15 protein-coding genes are annotated in these 20188 nt (G+C 43.6%); 6 read left to right on the forward strand and 9 right to left on the reverse strand.

Going from position 1 to position 20188, the window contains the following annotated elements; genetic code table 11:
- Nucleotides 1-75: 75 nt before the first annotated feature.
- Nucleotides 76-2973, forward strand: a complete 2898-nt coding sequence (gene gcvP, locus ACQKC9_RS02330; RefSeq protein ID WP_427620355.1) for an aminomethyl-transferring glycine dehydrogenase — start codon at nucleotides 76-78, stop codon at nucleotides 2971-2973.
- A 209-nt stretch (nucleotides 2974-3182) separates the two neighbouring features.
- The gene (locus tag ACQKC9_RS02335; protein ID WP_427620356.1) at nucleotides 3183-3872 is read left to right on the forward strand and encodes an esterase/lipase family protein; all 690 of its coding nucleotides are present in this window, start codon (nucleotides 3183-3185) and stop codon (nucleotides 3870-3872) included.
- A gap of 95 nt (nucleotides 3873-3967) precedes the next feature.
- Here the strand turns inward: ACQKC9_RS02335 and ACQKC9_RS02340 are convergent, their stop codons facing one another.
- The 4 genes from ACQKC9_RS02340 to ACQKC9_RS02355 all read right to left on the reverse strand — a co-directional run bounded on the left by ACQKC9_RS02340 (nucleotide 3968) and on the right by ACQKC9_RS02355 (nucleotide 7876).
- Nucleotides 3968-5314 carry a ribonuclease D gene (locus ACQKC9_RS02340; RefSeq protein WP_427620357.1) on the reverse strand — a complete coding sequence of 449 codons (1347 nt, stop codon included), beginning with the start codon at nucleotides 5312-5314 and terminating at the stop codon, nucleotides 3968-3970.
- A gap of 135 nt (nucleotides 5315-5449) precedes the next feature.
- Nucleotides 5450-6043 carry a recombination mediator RecR gene (gene recR, locus ACQKC9_RS02345; RefSeq protein WP_057760773.1) on the reverse strand — a complete coding sequence of 198 codons (594 nt, stop codon included), beginning with the start codon at nucleotides 6041-6043 and terminating at the stop codon, nucleotides 5450-5452.
- Between the two features lie 117 nt (nucleotides 6044-6160).
- Nucleotides 6161-6490 (reverse strand): YbaB/EbfC family nucleoid-associated protein, encoded by a 330-nt coding sequence (locus tag ACQKC9_RS02350; RefSeq protein ID WP_045445429.1) that lies wholly within the window; start codon nucleotides 6488-6490, stop codon nucleotides 6161-6163.
- A gap of 111 nt (nucleotides 6491-6601) precedes the next feature.
- Nucleotides 6602-7876, reverse strand: a complete 1275-nt coding sequence (locus tag ACQKC9_RS02355; RefSeq protein WP_427620358.1) for an O-succinylhomoserine sulfhydrylase — start codon at nucleotides 7874-7876, stop codon at nucleotides 6602-6604.
- 446 nt (nucleotides 7877-8322) lie between these two features.
- Here ACQKC9_RS02355 and ACQKC9_RS02360 point away from each other — a divergent pair, with 446 nt between their 5' ends.
- From ACQKC9_RS02360 to dusA, 3 genes are all read left to right on the forward strand, one after another.
- Nucleotides 8323-9957: a phospholipase D family protein gene (locus ACQKC9_RS02360; protein WP_427620359.1), complete on the forward strand. Its 1635-nt coding sequence runs from the start codon at nucleotides 8323-8325 to the stop codon at nucleotides 9955-9957.
- A gap of 222 nt (nucleotides 9958-10179) precedes the next feature.
- Complete coding sequence (locus tag ACQKC9_RS02365) at nucleotides 10180-11484, forward strand: MFS transporter (protein ID WP_427620360.1); 1305 nt, start codon at nucleotides 10180-10182, stop codon at nucleotides 11482-11484.
- A 113-nt stretch (nucleotides 11485-11597) separates the two neighbouring features.
- Nucleotides 11598-12581, forward strand: a complete 984-nt coding sequence (gene dusA / locus ACQKC9_RS02370) for a tRNA dihydrouridine(20/20a) synthase DusA (RefSeq protein ID WP_427620361.1) — start codon at nucleotides 11598-11600, stop codon at nucleotides 12579-12581.
- An 81-nt stretch (nucleotides 12582-12662) separates the two neighbouring features.
- Here dusA and ACQKC9_RS02375 read toward each other — a convergent pair whose 3' ends face one another.
- The 4 genes from ACQKC9_RS02375 to ACQKC9_RS02390 all read right to left on the reverse strand — a co-directional run bounded on the left by ACQKC9_RS02375 (nucleotide 12663) and on the right by ACQKC9_RS02390 (nucleotide 18943).
- On the reverse strand, nucleotides 12663-13451 hold the full coding sequence (locus tag ACQKC9_RS02375) for a CPBP family intramembrane glutamic endopeptidase (RefSeq protein WP_427620362.1): 789 nt from the start codon (nucleotides 13449-13451) through the stop codon (nucleotides 12663-12665).
- 68 nt (nucleotides 13452-13519) lie between these two features.
- Entirely contained in the window at nucleotides 13520-14410 is an 891-nt protein-coding gene (locus ACQKC9_RS02380; RefSeq protein WP_427620363.1) for an alpha/beta fold hydrolase, read from the reverse strand.
- 280 nt (nucleotides 14411-14690) lie between these two features.
- Complete coding sequence (gene sppA / locus ACQKC9_RS02385; protein WP_290175450.1) at nucleotides 14691-15743, reverse strand: signal peptide peptidase SppA; 1053 nt, start codon at nucleotides 15741-15743, stop codon at nucleotides 14691-14693.
- A gap of 284 nt (nucleotides 15744-16027) precedes the next feature.
- Nucleotides 16028-18943 carry a ComEC/Rec2 family competence protein gene (locus ACQKC9_RS02390; RefSeq protein ID WP_427620364.1) on the reverse strand — a complete coding sequence of 972 codons (2916 nt, stop codon included), beginning with the start codon at nucleotides 18941-18943 and terminating at the stop codon, nucleotides 16028-16030.
- A gap of 245 nt (nucleotides 18944-19188) precedes the next feature.
- On the opposite strand from ACQKC9_RS02390, the gene ACQKC9_RS02395 reads away from it, so the two are divergent.
- The gene (locus tag ACQKC9_RS02395) at nucleotides 19189-19764 is read left to right on the forward strand and encodes a DUF2062 domain-containing protein (RefSeq protein ID WP_227522947.1); all 576 of its coding nucleotides are present in this window, start codon (nucleotides 19189-19191) and stop codon (nucleotides 19762-19764) included.
- 63 nt (nucleotides 19765-19827) lie between these two features.
- Here ACQKC9_RS02395 and ACQKC9_RS02400 read toward each other — a convergent pair whose 3' ends face one another.
- The gene (locus ACQKC9_RS02400) at nucleotides 19828-20133 is read right to left on the reverse strand and encodes a hypothetical protein (RefSeq protein WP_057760791.1); all 306 of its coding nucleotides are present in this window, start codon (nucleotides 20131-20133) and stop codon (nucleotides 19828-19830) included.
- Between the last annotated feature and the right edge of the window lie 55 nt (nucleotides 20134-20188).

Genomic DNA, 20188 nt, shown 5'->3' on the forward strand with positions numbered 1-20188 from the left:
ACAGTGTTTCCTTAACTGCACACAATTTTTTCTTAATTGCTATTTTGTTTATTACTCCCTTAACCAAGGATTGTCATGACTATCTCTCAAAACCCATCGTTTGATACCTTTCAAGGATTGTTCAACGAAGCTGAATTTGTCTATCGCCACTTAGGCTCGAACGAGACCAAGCAAGCTGACCTACTCAGCGCTGTTGGTTATAAAGATATGCAAAGCTTTATCAATGACACTGTGCCTGAGCCAGTACGTTTGCACAAAGAGTTGGATTTGCCAGTGGCGATGAGTGAGCACGCCGCACTTGCCAAACTACGCACGATGGCAGACGACATCACTGTTAATAAAAGCTATATCGGTCAAGGCTACTCTCCAGTTCGTATGCCTGCGGTCATTCAGCGCAATGTGCTCGAAAATCCAGGCTGGTATACCGCTTATACGCCTTACCAAGCGGAAATCGCTCAAGGTCGTCTAGAAGCATTGCTGAACTTCCAACAAGTATGTATCGATTTAACTGGTCTTGAGTTAGCTGGTGCATCATTGCTTGATGAAGCAACGGCCGCTGCAGAAGCGATGGCGATGTCAAAGCGTGTGAGCAAAAGCAAATCAACGCAGTATTTCGTCGATGAGCGTGTCTATCCGCAAACGTTAGATGTTATTAATACTCGTGCTAAATACTTTGGTTGGGAAGTCATCGTTGGTGATTTTGAGACAGCTAAATCAGGCGATTATTTCGGTGCGCTATTCCAGTATGTCGGTGCTGAAGGTGACGTTAAAGACTTAACAGACGTCATCAGTGCAGTAAAAGAAAATAAGACATATGTCAGTGTCGTCAGTGACATCATGAGCTTGGTGTTATTAAAATCACCAGCCGATATGGGTGCCGACGTAGCGCTAGGTAGTACTCAGCGTTTCGGTATCCCAATGGGCTTTGGTGGTCCACATGCCGCTTATTTTGCGTTTTCTGATAAAGCCAAGCGTTCAGCGCCTGGTCGTATCATTGGCGTATCAAAAGACGCACAAGGCAATACAGCTCTGCGTATGGCTTTACAAACGCGTGAGCAGCATATCCGCCGCGAAAAAGCCAACTCAAACATCTGTACCTCACAAGTATTACTAGCTAACCTCGCTGGCATGTACGCGGTATATCATGGTCCAGGTGGCGTGAAGCGTATTGCCACTCGTATTCATGCATTTGCCACTGCGTTTGCTGGTGCTATCAAAGAATCTAACGACAGCAGCTTGAGCGTGGTACATGATCAATTCTTCGATACAGTCGTGGTTGATTGTGGTTCAGAGAAATTGGCTACTCAAATCTTTAAAAATGCAGACAACGTCGGCTACAACTTATGGCGTCTAAGCGACACCAAATTGAGCGTTGCCTTTAGTGAAACCAGCGATCAGCAAGATTTCAACACGTTAACTCAGTTGTTCGTCAACAAGTCACACGATCTACCTGAAACAGCTCGCGTCTCTCTAGATAGCGCACACCTGCGTACGGATGATATCTTGACTCATCCAGTATTCAACTCGCATCACACCGAGCATGAAATGCTACGCTACCTAAAGTCGCTTGAAGACAAAGATCTAGCGATGAACCGCAGCATGATTTCACTGGGTAGCTGTACCATGAAGCTAAACGCCACCAGTGAGATGCTACCGATTACTTGGCCTGAGTTTGCCAATGTGCATCCTTTTGCACCGCGTGATCAAGTTACTGGTTATATCGCGATGATTGATAGCTTGCAAGATCAATTAAAAGCCATTACTGGTTTTGATGATGTCTCTATGCAGCCAAACTCTGGCGCCTCTGGTGAATATGCTGGTCTGTTAGCGATTCGCCGTTATCATGAGTCATTGGGCGAAACCAATCGCGATGTTTGCTTGATCCCGATGTCGGCGCACGGTACCAACCCTGCTACCGCCATGATGATGGGTATGCAAGTAGTCGTAGTCAAAACTGATGAAAACGGCAACGTCGATATCGATGATCTAACGGCCAAATGTGAAGAATATAGCGACCGCCTAGGTGCGCTAATGATCACTTATCCATCGACGCACGGTGTATTCGAAGAAGGCATCCGTCATATCTGTGATTTGACCCACAAGCATGGTGGTCAGGTCTATATGGACGGCGCGAACATGAATGCTCAGGTAGGCATGATGCAGCCTGCAGACGTTGGTGCTGATGTATTGCACATGAACTTGCACAAAACTTTCTGTATCCCGCATGGCGGCGGTGGTCCAGGCATGGGCCCTATCGGTATGAAGGCGCATTTGGCAACGTTTATGGCCAACCATACCTTGAGCCCTGTACACAATGCACAAAAAGACTGCTCAGCCGTATCAGCAGCACCTTATGGTTCAGCAAGCATCTTACCTATTTCGTGGATGTATATTGCTATGATGGGCCGTGATGGCTTATTAAAAGCAACGGAGTTGGCATTACTGAACGCCAACTACGTCGCTGCTGAATTAAAAGGTCACTACCCTGTCCTATATACTGGCAAAAACGGCCGTGTGGCTCACGAATGTATCATCGATATTCGTCCGTTAAAAGAAGAAACTGGCATCACGGAAAGCGATATCGCTAAGCGCTTGATGGATTATGGTTTCCATTCACCGACGATGAGCTTCCCAGTCGCTGGCACTCTTATGATTGAGCCAACAGAGTCTGAGTCAAAAGAAGAGTTGGATCGCTTTATCAGTGCGCTGAAATCTATCAAAGCTGAAGCCATGAAAGCCAAAGCTGGTGAAGATAATTGGACGCTAGAAGACAATCCATTGGTCAATGCACCGCATACCGCAGCTATGATTACTGGCGAAGAGTGGACGCATCCTTACAGCCGTGAGACTGCTGCATTCCCACTACCATACATCCGTGCAAACAAGTTCTGGCCAAGTGTTGCGCGCGTCGATGATGCGTATGGTGATAAGAACCTAATGTGCTCTTGCCCAAGTATCGAAAACTATATGTAATTATCATTTTTGATAACAGCTCGTTTATTGTCAAAAAACCTCCAAGTCAGCAGTTGACTTGGAGGTTTTTATTTTGCTGACTTTTTATCTATTACATTAGCAGGTAATATTATCAATAAAATAAACGATAAGAACTCAATGTAATAAAAACTTATATTGATAATAAGCTATTTATCTTAAATTTCTGAAGCAATCACTTGGACACTGCTATGCAACATAAAGCGCCTAAACAAAAAACTCGTGTCATTCTAATACATGGGCTACACCAAACCCCATGGATCATGCGACCATTAGCCAAGCGCCTGCAAGCAGCAGGATTTGATACCCATCAGTATGGCTACCGTAGTATGCGTGATGGTATCAAAACCAATAGCGCTCGCCTAAATAGCTGGCTAGAAACAAACCATCACCCAGATCATCCTATAGATTTGGTCGGGCATAGTTTAGGCGGCTTAATCATTCGTGATTTTGTCGCTCAGTATCCAAAATGGAAAATTGGACGTTGTGTGACGCTAGGGACACCGCATATAGGCAGTGTGTGTGCAGATTATATCTGGCGACTGACTCCTGTTGTCGTAGGTCGCTCATATGTCGACGCACTCGACGGCACAGTCGCACTATTGCCCAAACATGTGACGCTAGGCGTCATCGCTGGCAACCGACCTTATGGTCTAGGTCAGTTATTTTTGCAATATCACAATCACAAACTGCGCAAATCTGACAAGCCACCTCTTAACGAGCAGCTTGCACATGACGGGACAGTATATATAGAGGAGACGAAAATAGAGTCTGCAGCTGATCATATCGTCATGCCAGTCTCACATACTGGCATGCTAGTGAATCCAGAGGTCGCCGAGCAGACTCGATACTTTTTAGAGCATGGACGATTTAAACGCTAAGAGCTGTATGAATACTTGAGTGTCAGTTTTCAGTCTTATCGAACGATTTCTTGTTAAACGGTGCCTTATCGAACGCTGCTTGGTTGAACGACTCCTTATTGAACACGAATACCCATGCCCTGCTGCAGTTCGGTTTTATGCTTTTTGATGACTGGAATTAAGGTTTTAATGATCCAATCGTTACGCCAACCTTTCAGTCCTTGTGGCAATTGACTAACCTCTTTATCAAGAGCAACCACTTCATATAATTGTCCTAGCCATTTTTTACGCATCAATACACTGGCAGGTATACCGATTTCGCGCGCATGCTCATCAATCGTTTGCTGCACTGCTTTTGAGAGTACTTTATTTTTTGAGCGATATGGTGGCACTAGACAGTCTGGATGCTCTGTAGGCGGTAGACTCTTGGCATCTCTGATTACTTTCAGCAGCTCTTCGCCATATAGTCGCAGCATACTACGGTGCATGGTCGTTTTATGTGCTAGCTCGCGCATGCTGTTTGGCTTTTCAGTGACAATCTCTCGCACTGCTTGTTTTTTTATCACAAAGGTACGCGGTTGATTGGTCGCACGTGCCAGCTCTTCTCGCCACGTAGCCACCCCTTTGAGTATCGCCATTTGCTGTGAGTTATAACGGTAATCTGCCATCGTTAAATACATCGCTTCATCTTCGACGTGCTGCGTGTCATACAAATCACTGGCATAGAGCTGACAGTCGGCCCAAACATAATCGTATAACCCTTGAGCCTTAAGCGCATGCTCGATACTGAGATATAGCGCTGGCAAATAACGCACATCGTCGATGGCATATTGCTCTTGCTCATCTGTCAACGGACGCTGGAGCCAATCAGACTGACTATGTTCTTTATCGATATGCATATCTAGCTGATCGGCCAGTGCCTGCTGATACCCCATTTGCAATTGACCCGTCAGATAAGACAATGCAATTTGCGTATCAAAAATATTGGTCAATGGTGGACAGCCAGACAACAGATAAAAAATGCCCAAATCTTCGCCGCAAGCATGCCAAATAGCCACATCTACTTTGCGTAGCGCTTCCCACAGCTCAGCCAGTTGTAGCTGCGGTGCATCTAGCAAATAAACATGATTACCAGTATTCAGCTGTACAAGTGCCAAGCGCGGATAATAAGTATCACGTTTAATAAACTCAGTATCTAAGGCCACGCGTCCGCAAGTCGCTAAGGCATCGATAACCTCATCCAATTCGCCTTGCTTACGTACCCATGTAATAGCAACGTCATCAGCAATATCTAACAGTGCATCAATATCTAGCACCTCAATATCAGGTAATTCAACATCTGGATTATTAGCAGCTGACTCAGATGACGTGGCTGATGACATTGGCTCAGGATTAGCGGCTTCTTGTAATGAGCCATCATTGATATCAGAAGCATTTGATTGAGCTGAGGCGTTATTGGACACGGGCAGATACCTGCATTAATAGGAGAAAATAAAACGCTAAACCGCGCCTTAATAAAATTAAAAGATAAACAATAATAAAGTAATTATAGCAATTCCAAGAAATGAATTGGGTAAGACTTTGAAGCAATCAAAACATTATAAAAAAGAACGATTTTGCATGGCTTGACCAAGCGTCATACTATCCAGATACTCAAGCTCGCCGCCCATCGGCACACCTTGTGCTAAGCGCGTCACTTTATTGACATGGCGACTGACAGCCTCACTAATAAAGTGCGCCGTAGTCTGACCTTCGACAGTCGTACCTGTTGCCAGTATCAGCTCTTCGACAGGTTCTTGCTTCACTCGCCATACGAGCTGATCAATATTTAAGTCATCGGCGCTGACACCATCAATTGGCGATAGATGCCCGCCAAGCACAAAATAACGACCACGGTAACCAGCTGTCTGTTCAATCGCCATCACATCTGCTGCTGTCTCGACCACGCATAGCAGACTGTCATCACGTCTAACATCTTGGCATAGCGGACATACAGCCTCATCACTAAAGCTATGGCAACGCTGACATTCAACAATATCACGCATGGCTTCATCTAGTGCTTGGGCGAGTGCCATACCTTGTGGGCGTTTTTTACTGAGCAGATGTAGCGCCATTCGTTGGGCACTTTTTTGACCGACGCCTGGCAATATACGCAGCTGTTTGACCAGCTGATCAAATTTGGCTGTAAGCAAAGTAGCTTCCTTTAGTTGACTTTATCTAACTGAATTTATAAATCGTAGCTATAAAAATGGGGTCGTATCGTGTCGATAACAACCCCATTTTTGTCTTTAGTATGAAGTATTTAATGCTTAAAACATGCCTTGCATACCTGGTGGCAGACCCATACCTGAAGTCGCGCCAGCCATTGTTTCTTCATACAGTGCATCTGCTTGACGAACCGCATCATTAATAGCAGCAGCGATAAGATCTTCGATCATATCTGGCTCATCTTCTAACAGACTTGGATCAATGGTCAAACGCTTAACCACATGACGACCAGTCATCGTTACTTTAACTAAGCCACTGCCCGCTTCTGCTTGCACTTCTTTATTAGCAAGTTCTTTCTTAGCGTTTTCAACGTTTGCTTCTACTTTCTTTTGCATCGTTTGTGCTTGTTGCATCAATGCTTGAATGTTCATAGTTGCCTCTTTTGTTATTTATGGTTTGTATTTTATGCTAGTGCGTATAGTAATGAATAATTAATAACGTAAAGTTAATGCAATGCGTTAGTGCAGATTATACCGTTATCTTTACAAACTGTCTAAACCACGTGCTAAGTCTTTGATAATATCTTCTACATCTTCCAAACCTACTGATAGACGAATCAGACCGTCTTTAACGCCAGCTTCGGCACGAGCCTCAGCAGTGAGACGGAAATGCGTCGTGGTTGCAGGATGAGTAATCGTGGTTTTAGAATCGCCCAAGTTATTGGTGATAGAGACCATTTGTGTTGAATCAATCACATGCCACGCCGCTTCTTTGGTATCACGGCTATCAGATGCCTTGACTTCAAAACCCATAATAGCACCGTAACCTTCCTTCATATGATGCTGACGTGTGGCAAGTTCGTGCGCAGGATGGTCAGTTAAGCCTGAGAAATGCACAGTACTGACATTAGGATGATTGACCAAAAATTCTGCCACTTGATTGGCATTTTGGCAATGCGCTTGCATACGTAATTTAAGCGTCTCAAGCCCCTTGGTAAATACCCAAGCATTGAACGGACTCATGCTGATACCACCTGAGCGCACTACAGTAAATGCTTCTTGCATCAGCTTATCACTGCCGACTAATGCACCGCCTAATACGCGACCCTGACCATCCAAATATTTGGTCGCAGAGTGAATGACCACATCCGCACCCAAGTCTAACGGGCGCTGCAATGCTGGCGTCGCAAAGCAATTATCGACGACGAGTAATATGTCATTGGCTTTACATAGCTGACTCAGATAACCGATATCACAAATCTGCGCCAATGGATTACTTGGGCTTTCGCAATAGATCACCTTGGTATTTGGTTGAACCGCATTAGCCCATGCCTCATTGTCGAAGCAATCAACGTAGCTGACTTCAACACCAAACTTGGCCATATAATTATTAAATAGACCAATAGATGAGCCAAATAACTGGTTGGCCGCTAGCAAATGGTCGCCCGCTTTTAGGTATGCCAAGCACATGGTCAAAATAGCGCCCATACCAGAGGCAGTTGCAACCGCGCGTTCACCATTCTCTAGTGCGGCTAAACGACGCTCAAAAGTACGTACGCTTGGATTGGTATGACGCGAGTAGACATTGCCTGTTTTTGTACCGTCAAAATGAGCAGCAGCATCAGCGGCTGAACGATAAACGTAAGAGCTGGTGGTAAAAATAGGCTCTGAATGCTCGCCTTCGTCTGTACGGTGTTGACCTGCCCGCACTGCGATGGTCTGCATGCCATAATCAAGCCCTAAATCTAAGGCATCGTTGCGCCAGTTTGAATCTAACTTGTTCAAACTGCTCTCATCATGGTTTTGCGACTGACTCATAAACGTTCCATTACTTTGGTTGGTATTTTATTGATTAGTATTTTATTGGTTGGTCTTTTAATTGAAATAAAATGACTGCTTATTCTTCTGATTATCGACCGAATTTATCAGCGTTATCATATCATGTCGACTTATTCCGCACAGCTGGTTTCAAATGGCCACTAAATATTATTTTCGAATACCAAAGATGTATCAATTCTACTGCTTAAAATATGCCACAGATATAATTAAACACTACTTAAAAAACAATGATTTCATGCGCTAAATCTAACAAAAATAACGTATTTATAATAGGCAGATATCGCAACAGCTGCTAAGCTTAGCGACGATTTAGATTTTGCCACGCATAATACAACAACAGTCTGGTAATTCGTCTAAAAAGAGTGATTTAAGCACTCTGAATCATTATTTATCAGTACATTTAGGCTCATTAAGGTAAATTTGTTATGTCGATGTTCAATATAGAACCAAGCAGCTTATCGTTGAGTCTAACCCTAGGACTGACTTTAGGTCTTAGTGCTTGCCAGAGTTTGCCCAAGCAACCACATTTACCGGAAAGCCAAGCACTATCAGCGCGTGTAGAGGCGCTATATTCAGATAAGCAAACGACGCAAGGTGAGCCGATTAAGACCAGCAGTACTGATTTGGTCTCTGCTATTAGTGCGCAGAACGATATCCATCCTGACTTGTCTGGATATCACCCAATCGTAACCGGAGCGAATGCTTTTGCGGCGCGTAGCATCTTGACAGATATGGCCACGCGCAATATTGATGCGCAGTACTATATTTGGCATAACGATCAGGCTGGCCAGCTTCTGTTAAAAGACTTATGGGACGCGGCTGAGCGCGGTGTGATTGTGCGTTTGTTACTAGATGATTTTAATAATAGTGCCAAGTTCGACCAGCATTTATTACGCTTTGCTAGCCATCCTAACATTGCGGTGCGTATTATCAATCCTTTGATGCATCGTAAGTTTCCGACGTTGAACTACGTGACTGGTTTACCACGTATCAATCGCCGCATGCACAATAAGAGCATGACCTTTGATAAGCAGATTACCATCATCGGTGGGCGTAATATCGGCAACGAATACCTGAGTAATGATCAAAGCAGCCAATTTGCAGATTTGGATGTCTTACTGATTGGTAAAGTCGTCGCAGATATTGATAACAGTTTTTATAACTATTGGTCATCGCCTTTATCATTTGATATCGAGACCTTAGCAAAATTTGATGATGACGTTACGCCTGATTTTTTAAAGGCCTTAGATAAGCTCGGTCTGGATGAAGAAAACAACGAAGGCAGCAGCTTGACGGTTTATAAAGCTGCGATCAAAGACTCTACGATTGATAGTGACTTGATTAATAAGCGTGTGCCTTTCCGTTGGACCGACATGCAGTTCTTAAGTGATAATGTTGGCAAACTAAGCAAAACGGTTCCTGCCGATACTAACTTGGTTCATCAGTTGCGTAACTTGCTTGGTAGTCCAACCAAGAAATTGACGATTATTTCTTCTTATTTTGTACCGACCAAAGATGGCGTCGATACGTTGGTTAAGTTGGCTGAAGCTGGTGTCGATATTAAGATATTAACCAACTCATTTGATGCGACCGATGTGACTGCCGTGCATTCTGGTTATAGCCAGTGGCGACCTCGCCTGCTTCGTTCAGGCGTCAAAATATATGAGCTAAAATCGACCGCTGCTGAAGAAAAACGCGATAACAAACTGTGGCGGGCACGTAGCCAATCTTCGACCAGCTTGCACGCAAAAACGTTTGCAGTAGATGACTATCAAGTCTTTATCGGTTCATACAACGTTGACCCACGCTCTGCCAATATCAATACCGAAATGGGTGTAATCATTAATGATGATGAACTAGCAAGGCAGCTGCATGGTGCTTTGAGCGACGATCTATTAAATCAAGCGTATGAAGTCAAGCTACTAGAAAATGGCAATCTGCAATGGCACACCATGGAGAAAGGCGAAAAGGTAGTCTATGACTCCGAGCCACGAGTGGACATGGGTGACCATGTTTGGCTAACCATTATGTCTTGGTTGCCCATTGACTGGCTATTGTAGATATATAGCTTATTAATTTCGACAGTTCTAGAACATTTAGTTTTGCGACTCAGTTGTATTAAGTAAACAAAGTATCATTCAAGAACTTTTATTTTAAACACCCAACTTATTGTTTCGGCAAATCATCTTTTATATATCTTGATTTGCCGTTTTTACCATGGCCGGTTATCCAAACGATGATCGTCTTAATGACCACTTTACTCTGTGGATATGTGATCTATTATGCCGTCTCGTTCTCAATACGCCTTGATGTCTACAAAAGACAAAAATACCGTCATGTTCGTAAGCTTTATCAGTGCGATCGTCTTTTTTGACTTTTTGATATACTTATACATTGCAGATATCGTGACCGCTGCGTTTTTTCCTGTTGATACTGACCCCAATGTCGCCAAACTACAAGGACTGGGGCTTTTTGTCATTGGTTACTTAGCTCGTCCGCTTGGGGGTATTCTGTTCGGGCGTTATGGTGATCTCAAAGGTCGAAAACCGACCCTTTTTCTGAGCATAATCGTCACGGCAGGTAGCTTGCTTGCGATGGCCTGTCTGCCTACTTATGCGCAGTGGGGCGCGCTTGCACCTGCGTTATTCATACTGCTGAGAATCATACAGGGTATGGCATTTGGTCTTTACGTACCGTTATCTTGGGTGTTTGTGGCGGAGCATGTGCCTAGACAGTATTTATCAGTGGCTTGTAGCTACATTACAGCTAGCTTTTTGGTAGGGGTACTCTTCTCTAATGCGTTTTTCCTGTGGCTGACTGGCTTTATGACCACCGTACAGTTGACTGATTATGGCTGGCGTTTGCCGTTTTTTGTTGGTGCCTTACTAACCTGTCTACCATTGTTGGTATGGCGACTAGTTAAAGAGACCCCGTTTTTCTTGGCGTTAGATAAGCCAAAAACTGGTAAGAATTTGGGTAGACCATTTACGGTGTTATTCAAGCGCTGCAAGCATTCTATCTTTGTCAGTATGGTACTGACTCTAGTGATATCTAGCATTACCTCTGTTATTGTCCTACTACTGCCAGATTTAATAGAAATCAACTTTACTTTAGACAGTGATTTGTTTAGCTTCTCTCACAGTTTGGGCATCGTATTTATGATTCTTGGCTGTGTCTTTTATGGCATGATCTCGACCCATGAGAACTTTGGTAAAATTTTGGTCATTGGTTCTGTTCTACTTATCGCTCAAACGTTGGCGTTCTTTTATCATTTGCAGGCGGGTGGCGATTATATATTGATTATGTATGCACTTTTGGGATTCTGTGCCGGTATCGTGGGAATGGTCCCTGCCATTTTAGTGCAGCTATTTCCGACCAATGTACGTCTCACAGGTATCGCTTTTTGTTATAATATTACCTACGGTATCGTTGGTGTACTGATCCCCTTTGGTCTTGGTTACGCCACGACGCTTATCAGCTTCTCACCAGCGCTATATATTGCCTTTGTGGGCTCTATCGGTATTATTATGGGGCTTTATTTCTATAATTTGCCCGAATTCAAAAAGATTGATCATGTTATTTTATAAATAATGGATCAGTCACTGATTTGAACAAAGCTTAAAACTAAGGTGCAATGGGATATCTCGTCCATTGCACCTTATCCATTTATTTAAGACACAAATATTAAGGCTCAATAATCATGGTTGATATGACCAACAAACGCCTCTCAGTTGCGCCAATGATCGACTGGACAACGACAGATTATCGCTACTTTGCACGACTGTTTAATCCGCATACGTATCTATATACCGAGATGATCAGTACTGGTGCATTGATACATGGTAACCGAGCGCGGCATCTACGTTTTGATACGCTCGAGCACCCGCTTGTATTGCAGCTCGGCGGTGCAGACATCAATGAGATGACACAATGCGCAGAGTTTGCTCAGCAGTATGGCTATGATGAAGTCAATATCAACGTCGGTTGTCCCTCAGATCGCGTACAGCACAATAAGATAGGTGCTTGTCTGATGGCCGAGCCTAAGACGGTTGCTGATTTGGTCAAGCATATGCAAGCCGCAGTCGATATTCCTGTGACGGTCAAACATCGTATTGGCATCGATGACTTTGATAGTTATGAGTTTATGGTGGACTTTGTACAGACAGTTGCAGCGGCAGGTTGTACTCGATTTATCGTACATGCGCGTACAGCATGGTTGCAGGGGCTCAGCCCTAAGCAAAACCGCGAGATACCACCGCTACGTTACGATGATGTGTACCGTCTGAAGCAGGATTTTCCTGAGCTGGATATTGAAATCAATGGTGGTATCGATACAATTGAGGACATTAGAACGCATCTACAGCATATCGATGGCGTGATGATTGGTCGGGCGTTTTATCATAACCCGTATCTATTAGCAGAGGCCAATAGCTTATGGAACGAGGCAACGTCCGAGACAATACCTAAGCGCTCAGAGATTTTAGCGCAGCTTTATCCATATCTCGAAGAACAACTCGCAAAAGGCGAGGCGTTGCCAACAATGACACGGCATTATTTAGGACTCTTCCAAGGTCTGATGGGCGCGCGTAAATGGCGTCAAGCCTTGAGCGGCAAACCTCAGCTTACGATTGATGATATCAAGCGAGCTGCCGATGAAGTGCTACTATTAAATCCTGATGCATAATCCTAACGCGTAGCCAAATTTTGATTTCTGACTGGCTCGATAGAATTTATATGCCAGCCGTCGTTGTAGTCAGCATTTTATCTACGCTGCTTGCGCAATATACTGCCACATCGCTGCACCATTATTGACAATGTGTAGTACGATTGGCAGTAATAGCGAGCCTGACTTAATCCGTGCATAGCAAAATATCAATGCCAACACTATGATGGTACTAATCTCATAGATACCATACTGCACATGGATCACAGCGAATATCAAACTTGTCACAATGCTGGCGACAATCGCCCCATGATTCGCTGAATATGATGGTGCTGTGAACTGTTCTGCGATGGCTGACCACAATATACCGCGAAAGATAACCTCTTCATAAATTGGTGCGACGACCACCATAGCAAAGACCAATAGCCAAACCGAACTGACTGAATGATAAAGAGGATCAACAAACACTAGTGGTGCCATATCGAATACATACGTCAGTGTCTGACTGGCAATCATAAATATCAGTAGTAGCCCAAGCATGCCTATACCCACCGACAGTGAGAACGGCTTTAGTGCTAAATATTGACGCAGACTGCCACCTTTTAAAAGAATGATAAGCACGCTAATTGCCACTAGCAATATACAGCCGATAAGTATAGACAGGCTCACGACCGTTCCATCATTACTACCAAAATAGAATATACGCCCTACCGATGTCCTTTCATCGGCAGGTAATACCAGCTTGCCAGCGATATAGACACCTACCAACTGACTGATAAAAAAAGCAAGCACCATTCCTACTGTTAGCACGAATGTACCCACGCGCGAAAATAGCGGCAGAGACTTAGGTGAGGCAGTCGTACTAGATGGCGCAGTTAGGTTTTTTGGCATAAAGGTATCACTTAAAAATACTCTGGCAGCTCATATCCATTACAAACATGACTGATGGTATGTTGCATTTATTTTGACAATTGCTGCTTAATCAATCCTAACACCTGCGTTGAGACAGATTCTGGATGCTCAAGTGGGAACATATGCCCTCCTTCGTGAGTCTCATAAGGAATACCCAAGCGCGATTTTATCTGCTGCGGAAAGCGACGTTTCAAAAAGATACTGTCTTGACCAATGATTAAAGTCACAGGTACTTTAGGGCCGCGATTTGGTGCCAGCCAATACCAAGATGGATTGGTACGGAACACAGCGACTTCGCTGGCTTTAGGGATGGCCAATGTCACTTTGCCATCCGCGCGCTCATGCAAGCCGTGATCGATATATCCTTGAAAGCTACGCTCATCAAAATTCTTAAAAAACCCTTTATGCCGCATTTTCTCATATGCTTCATCCCGGCTATCCCACACATCACGGCGATGTTTGGACACGCCAGCTGGTGACAGTTTGTCCATCAGACGATTATTCATAAGCGGTAATCTGTCTGCTGTCTTTGCCAAATGCCACAACAAGCTGACTTTGCCATAAATCCAAGGCGGATCCATAAGCACTGCTTGTGCAAACAGTTTAGGCTGACGATACGTGGCCTGTAACGTACACATAGCCCCAAGCGAATGCCCTACTCCTACTACCTGTGCAACGCCATGCTTTTCACAGGCACTGTTTACACTATCAATAATTTGCTGCGTCAAACTGCGCCAATGATCGTCCACTGGATAATCGGGCGTATCACCCAACATCGCAATATACTCAATCGTAAAAAACTTTGACAGGCCTTCAAAGAATGGCTCATATACCGCGCTTGGCATTCCATTAGCATGGGCAAAATGCAGCACAGGTTTATTGGTTATTTTAGAGACAGGTAGTTTAGCAAAGGACTGCAAATTTATTTCATCACTCATGACAGACTCTCGTGGGATCGTTTATGTTATATATTATTGTTAATGATTGAACCTTGTACCCTTATTAAAATCAACAGCATCAAAACTACCCTAATCAAAACCAACCATGTTTATATTGCAAATTTGACGGCTGTGTTTGATGGTTATAGTTGTATAGCTAATTTAATCAGGCTATCACTTAGGCCAAGGTTTTTATTTGGTATTGCATACAATTAAGGCTGAGCACAATTATATGCTCAGCCTTAACAATCATACACATTATATTTAAAACATAAAACGCTTAACGCATCTGCCCAGTGTTACTTTCTTGTGGCAATACATCAAGACTAACGCTAGAACCGATACCTGCACCTAACTTCACTGCAAAACGATCCATAAACATCTGGAACGGATCAGTTGGGCTATAGCTAATGATCGTATCAAGGTCTAGTTGCTTACTTAGACTTGTGATACTACCTGTTTTGTCTGCTAAGCCTAGCTCAATAGACTGCTCACCTGTCCAGAATAGCCCTGAGAACAGTTTGTTTTGTTCAGGATTTTTCAGACGGTCACCGCGACCTTCTTTGACAGCGTTGATGAAATGCTTGTGCGTGTTTGCTAGTACTTTTTCGACATGATTTTCTTCATAGTCAGTCAACGGACGAGATAAGCTTAAGATATCTTTATACTCACCAGCCGTAATCGTACGATCTTCTACACCAACTTTATCCATCAAACCTTTAACGTTATAGCTTGGCATAATGACCCCGATAGAGCCGACCAAACTTGATGGATTAACATAAATCTCATCTGCAGCAGATGCAATATAATAAGCACCTGACGCACCGATATCACCAATCACCGCATATAGCTTTTTGTCTGGGTACTCTTGGCGTAAATCCATCATGGTCTGCCAAATCTCATCAGACTGTACCGGTGAACCGCCAGGTGAGTTAATATCTAAGGCCACTGCTTTTGAGTTACTGTTTGCAAAAGCGTCTCTCAAGGCTTCATTAACATCATACGCATTGGCCACATCGTCATTACTGATGACGCCTTGCAGCTCAACCACTGCTAAATGTGGATCGCTAGTATCGACTGCGTCCATACCTGTTGGCGCACTGCTGCAACCACGACCAAGGGTCAAAAATATCAATAGGATATAACCAAAGGTCAGTAGTTTAAAAAAGATACTCCAACGACGAGCGCGGCGCTGCTCAACCACACTCGCTAATAACGTGTTTTCCAGCACCTTCCATTCTTGTCCACTTGGCGGGCTTGGTTGCTGCGGTTGCGTTGGCTGATTTGCCGAATTATCAGGACGTTTGTTAGGGTCTGGTGGCCAGTTGGGCATATAACTTCCTAAGTTAGAAACAATCTAAAACAATAAAATGAGGTTGTCGAGAAATACAGTTAAAGCGGTAGTGTATACCTGACTGATACTGTCTCACAGTATCTGTGACCTGTACTAATAGTCAGCGACCTGTATTAATAGGCTGCTAAGTATGGTGGTATTTCGATAATGGTTCAATAGTATAACTGTGAAATATCACTATATTGTAACGCTGATAATATAAGCCTTACTTTTGAAGGTTAGTAGTTTCGGCATTGGGAATGCTATCAATGTTATTTAGCGATTTAGTTGTTTAGCGATAATGCCGCGTCTAACGGCTTATTATCATAGGTTATAACTTCATCAACTCTCTGACGACTTATGATATCGCCTGTAATTTGCGAGGCACTATGACCAAGCCAACGTGTATTTTTGAATAGCATGTCATCATTATTCGATTCAGCTGAACATAGTAATGACCACATTTGCCAAACGCGTTGATGAGTATCAGCATTTAAAATCAGACGTGACTGGGACTCTGACTGTTTGCTAGTTAACTTGTTAGATGCTACTTGTACTTGAGGGCTAACAGGTGAATTGGCAGGTAACGAATTGAGTGGGTCTGCCGCATTGTATCTTAGAACGCGTATAGGCAGATTAGTATCAAGAGCAATCGTACAATCCCAAACGCTGGTATCACCTATCTTGGCCCAACCAGTGATGGCTTGTACTGACAACTCATCGTTAGTCGACTGCCATGTTTTGCCTTGCTCACAACGTTGGGCACTGATAGTGGGCGTATCTTCAGACTGCCTAACTGTTTTATAGGCTTGCTGAAATGTAGACCAATGATCAGAGCGCCCTGCTTGCCAATATTGGCTGATGGACAACTGCTCGTTTAATTGCGCAACGGTCATCGGCAGTAATTCAGAATTTTTGGTATTAGCAGTATTCTTATCGTCAGGAATTAACGTATCAGTCAGGCCATCACTGCTACTCTGTATGACAATACTTTCTAACTTATCGACAGATAAACTACCCAGTTGCTGCTTCAAATTTTCAGATAATTTATCTGCTGTCAGGCTGCTTGGCATTGTCCGTGTAGAGGCTGGTCTATGGTCAGCTAAGAACAACCAATTGGTACTGTCTTCATTGACGGTAGGATATTGTAGCAATGCTGCCGTTATATACGAATCACCTGTTGGTAAAATATATAGTGTCGGCATTGTGACGAGGGACTGCTGATTGGCATACACCGTCATCATCAGTAACGTTAATGGTGGCAACATCAACCAACGACTGAGCAAGCCGCGTGGTAACAACCAAGGCAATGCACTTAGCAAAGCCATCGATAGTATCGCGATATTAACTGGTGTATAGAGCCACGCATCCAATAGCGCTGGCAATGACGTCAGCCAACTCATCAAATCGTGTAGATGACCAACTATCGTACTAATAATTACCCAAAGAATATCAGCGATACTTGGCACCAAAAGATAACACAGCCCGGCTAATAAATTGAGCGGTACAATCACCCAACCAAATAGTCCAATAGCAAATAAATTGATAAAAAGCCCCCATAACGACGCCTTACCGAATAAAAGCAACGTAACGGGTAATAAAGTAAGAAACAGCCAAAACTGTAGTTTAAATACACGCTTGATCATTCGCCAAACACGGTTAGATAGCGCGTTATTGATATGAGTACGTGGCTTATCATTATACAAATTCGTTACAGCAGTAGTCTGGTGCTCATACGATGTATCATCATACTTGAGTAATAACGCCACTGCGATAAAAGACAGCCAATATCCCGCCTGCCATAATACGTAAGGGTCACGCCAAGCCATCAATATAGCCAATGCCAATAGCACGCGCATCGTACTGATAGGAAGCAATATCAATCTGACGAATCCAATCGCTAATAACATCCAAGCCGTACGAGCAGCAGGCACGTCAAAACCAGTAAATAACGCATAAATAAAAGCGGCACCAATCATTACCCACCAGCGCACTTGCCAACGCGGGATACGACGATAAATCGCTGAACAATTACGATCAAACAGCAGTACAACTATACCTGCTAGCACAATAGCTAAAAACAGTACGTGCGTGCCTGAAATAGCGAGCAGATGTGAGATACCCGCCAGTTGATATAAGTCCTTAGTATCACGATTAATCAAGCTACGATCACCCGTAAGCAGACTTAATGTCACGGCTTTTGCTTGTTGCTCTGCTGTCGTTTGTGCTGACCAGTCTTGATAGAAATGCTGTCGTAATCGCCAACGCCCCTGATCGATACGAGTACGAAAGCGCTGAAGATATGAATCAGAGTCTAGCGACTGCTTCGAATATTTTTTATCGCTGATTTCATTGCTAATTTCGCTACTATTTACCAATGTAGGGCTAACGGCCAAAATATTTGCAACGCCATCAATATGCCGACCTCGCAACCAGCGATAACTGTCAAAACCAGTAGGGTTATTGACTGCTTGTTCAGAAGTAGCCAATGGCGCCAGTGCTAGGCTCATGAATATCTCATCACCGGGCTGCAAATCGTTTAAGGCTGCAAACTGGCTATCATTTGCAGACTGTCTTGGATAGGCGTTAAGTAGAACTCGGTGTTCGCTGACTTCGATATTAACTTCATTGGAATTAGTATTGTAATTGTTACTTAGGCTATTTCTATTCACATCTAAGTAGTCGGATGTTTTAGTTGCTAACTCTTGGGGCGTTAGCTCAGCGACTAACGGAGCGATATTCGTTATCACTGCTACTTGGCGATAACCGCTGTCTGTAGTGGCATCATAAACACTGTCGCTCAACCCTTCGATACGCACGAGCGCTTGTACCCGCATCGGGAGAGTTATTTCAGTGGTTTCTGCTCGTTGATGAGCAACCAAAGCTTGCAGTGCACTGCCTATCACTAACACAGTCGCTAACAAAGATAAGACTAAGTATCTAATAATTCGGAAAGGAAGTTTAGTATGACAAACTGCGTTGTTAAAGGTATTGTTATCAGCGCTGTGGCTGTCTATCGAGGGTATGTTGAATTGAGCAGACGCCAACAGAAACGTAGCAAATACAATCAGCGCCAACGACAGATTAGACGCACCAACTATCTCTAGCAAGGATAAGTCAGTTGGCAATATCACATTATCTGCGACTGCCAATACGCCCATCATAACTATAATTATAAGGCTACCAATCAACCAGTACACCAGCACTCCTTGCTTGATGACTTAAATATTATTCGGCCAAATATGGTTACTTACTATAGCAAATGGCACGCGATGCAATAGCATTTATATTTATATTACCCTATACTGAGGCAACGTATTAGGTGGTAACTATCTGACACCACCATTCTGTGTGTTCTAACCTTTATCCTACTCACCATATATTACTTTATATCAGCTTCTCAATACCATTGAGTAGACTGTAGTTAATGATTAAAGGCGATCCTGTGCCCCAAAAACGTCTAAAAGACCTACTTCCTACACCAGAGAAAATCTTAGAAAGTCGCACTTTAAAGCTGTTTGCACCGCACTTGGCTGATCCAAGGTTATGGCATTTCAATCGACACAGCCTAAATAAGGCCGTCTATATCGGTGTACTAAGTGCATTTTTTCCGCTGCCAGGACAGATGTTACTGGCACTTATTGGCTCGCTTATTTTTCGTGCCAATGTCCCTATGGCGCTTGGTTTGACATGGATTACCAACCCAGTCACTAGCTTGCCAATTTTTTATGCTGGATACTATATCGGTGCAAAGATCATTGATGCACCTGTAATTAGCTTGCGATTCATCGGTAGAATGATTGCTGATTTTAGCTTATGGGCATTATCAAATGGTGCCAATCCGTTCATTACTTATCGCGGTACCGTATCGCTTGCTGCATTTTGTATCGGGCTAACGATTTTAGCCGTAGTCACCAGTCTTATTTGCGGTTTAGCATTTAAAGCCATTTGGCGTTATAAGACCGTGGCGAGCTGGCAGAAACGTCAGCAAAAACCTTCTGACGAATCTGACAAGTTATAAGGCAATTTATCTTTGTTATATGGCTATAACGCTTACGCCCTAGCTAAACTAAGCTAGCAAAGCTCATTCTTCTTTACTGTTCTCTATAGCATTCAAAACTTTGTCAGTGAAATTGCTATCCATGGGCACGATCTCAATGACTTCATCATTTTTACAGAGCGTATAACGCTTACCTGTCGCGCTGTCTTGAACTTTTAGGTCGTAATCAACCCCAGCCAAAGTGATGGCATCAAACACAGGTGTCAGTAGCTCTGTTTGTGCCTGCCTATCGAGCGTTTCAAACAAAGTTGGATCGATGTAAGGCTTTAACGGCTCATCACCCTCTTCTGCACTGCCAAAAGCCGCAATTGGATTATCATCTTCACGCATTTTACGCATCCTTATAAAATAAATAAGGCGGCTGGCTCACAACCGCTTAATCGCT

The organism is Psychrobacter sp. NPDC078409 (assembly GCF_050268505.1).
Taxonomy (GTDB): domain Bacteria; phylum Pseudomonadota; class Gammaproteobacteria; order Pseudomonadales; family Moraxellaceae; genus Psychrobacter.

What these genes read in the sequence shown, in the direction of transcription:
- ACQKC9_RS02335 (WP_427620356.1), top strand. Translation starts at nt 3,183, where the DNA reads ATGCAACATAAAGCGCCTAAACAAAAAACTCGTGTCATTCTAATACAT.
- ACQKC9_RS02350 (WP_045445429.1), bottom strand. Translation starts at nt 6,490, where the DNA reads ATGAACATTCAAGCATTGATGCAACAAGCACAAACGATGCAAAAGAAA.
- ACQKC9_RS02360 (WP_427620359.1), top strand. Translation starts at nt 8,323, where the DNA reads ATGTCGATGTTCAATATAGAACCAAGCAGCTTATCGTTGAGTCTAACC.
- sppA (WP_290175450.1), bottom strand. Translation starts at nt 15,743, where the DNA reads ATGCCCAACTGGCCACCAGACCCTAACAAACGTCCTGATAATTCGGCA.
- ACQKC9_RS02375 (WP_427620362.1), bottom strand. Translation starts at nt 13,451, where the DNA reads ATGCCAAAAAACCTAACTGCGCCATCTAGTACGACTGCCTCACCTAAG.
- ACQKC9_RS02365 (WP_427620360.1), top strand. Translation starts at nt 10,180, where the DNA reads ATGCCGTCTCGTTCTCAATACGCCTTGATGTCTACAAAAGACAAAAAT.
- ACQKC9_RS02355 (WP_427620358.1), bottom strand. Translation starts at nt 7,876, where the DNA reads ATGAGTCAGTCGCAAAACCATGATGAGAGCAGTTTGAACAAGTTAGAT.
- ACQKC9_RS02400 (WP_057760791.1), bottom strand. Translation starts at nt 20,133, where the DNA reads ATGCGTGAAGATGATAATCCAATTGCGGCTTTTGGCAGTGCAGAAGAG.
- dusA (WP_427620361.1), top strand. Translation starts at nt 11,598, where the DNA reads ATGGTTGATATGACCAACAAACGCCTCTCAGTTGCGCCAATGATCGAC.
- gcvP (WP_427620355.1), top strand. Translation starts at nt 76, where the DNA reads ATGACTATCTCTCAAAACCCATCGTTTGATACCTTTCAAGGATTGTTC.
- ACQKC9_RS02380 (WP_427620363.1), bottom strand. Translation starts at nt 14,410, where the DNA reads ATGAGTGATGAAATAAATTTGCAGTCCTTTGCTAAACTACCTGTCTCT.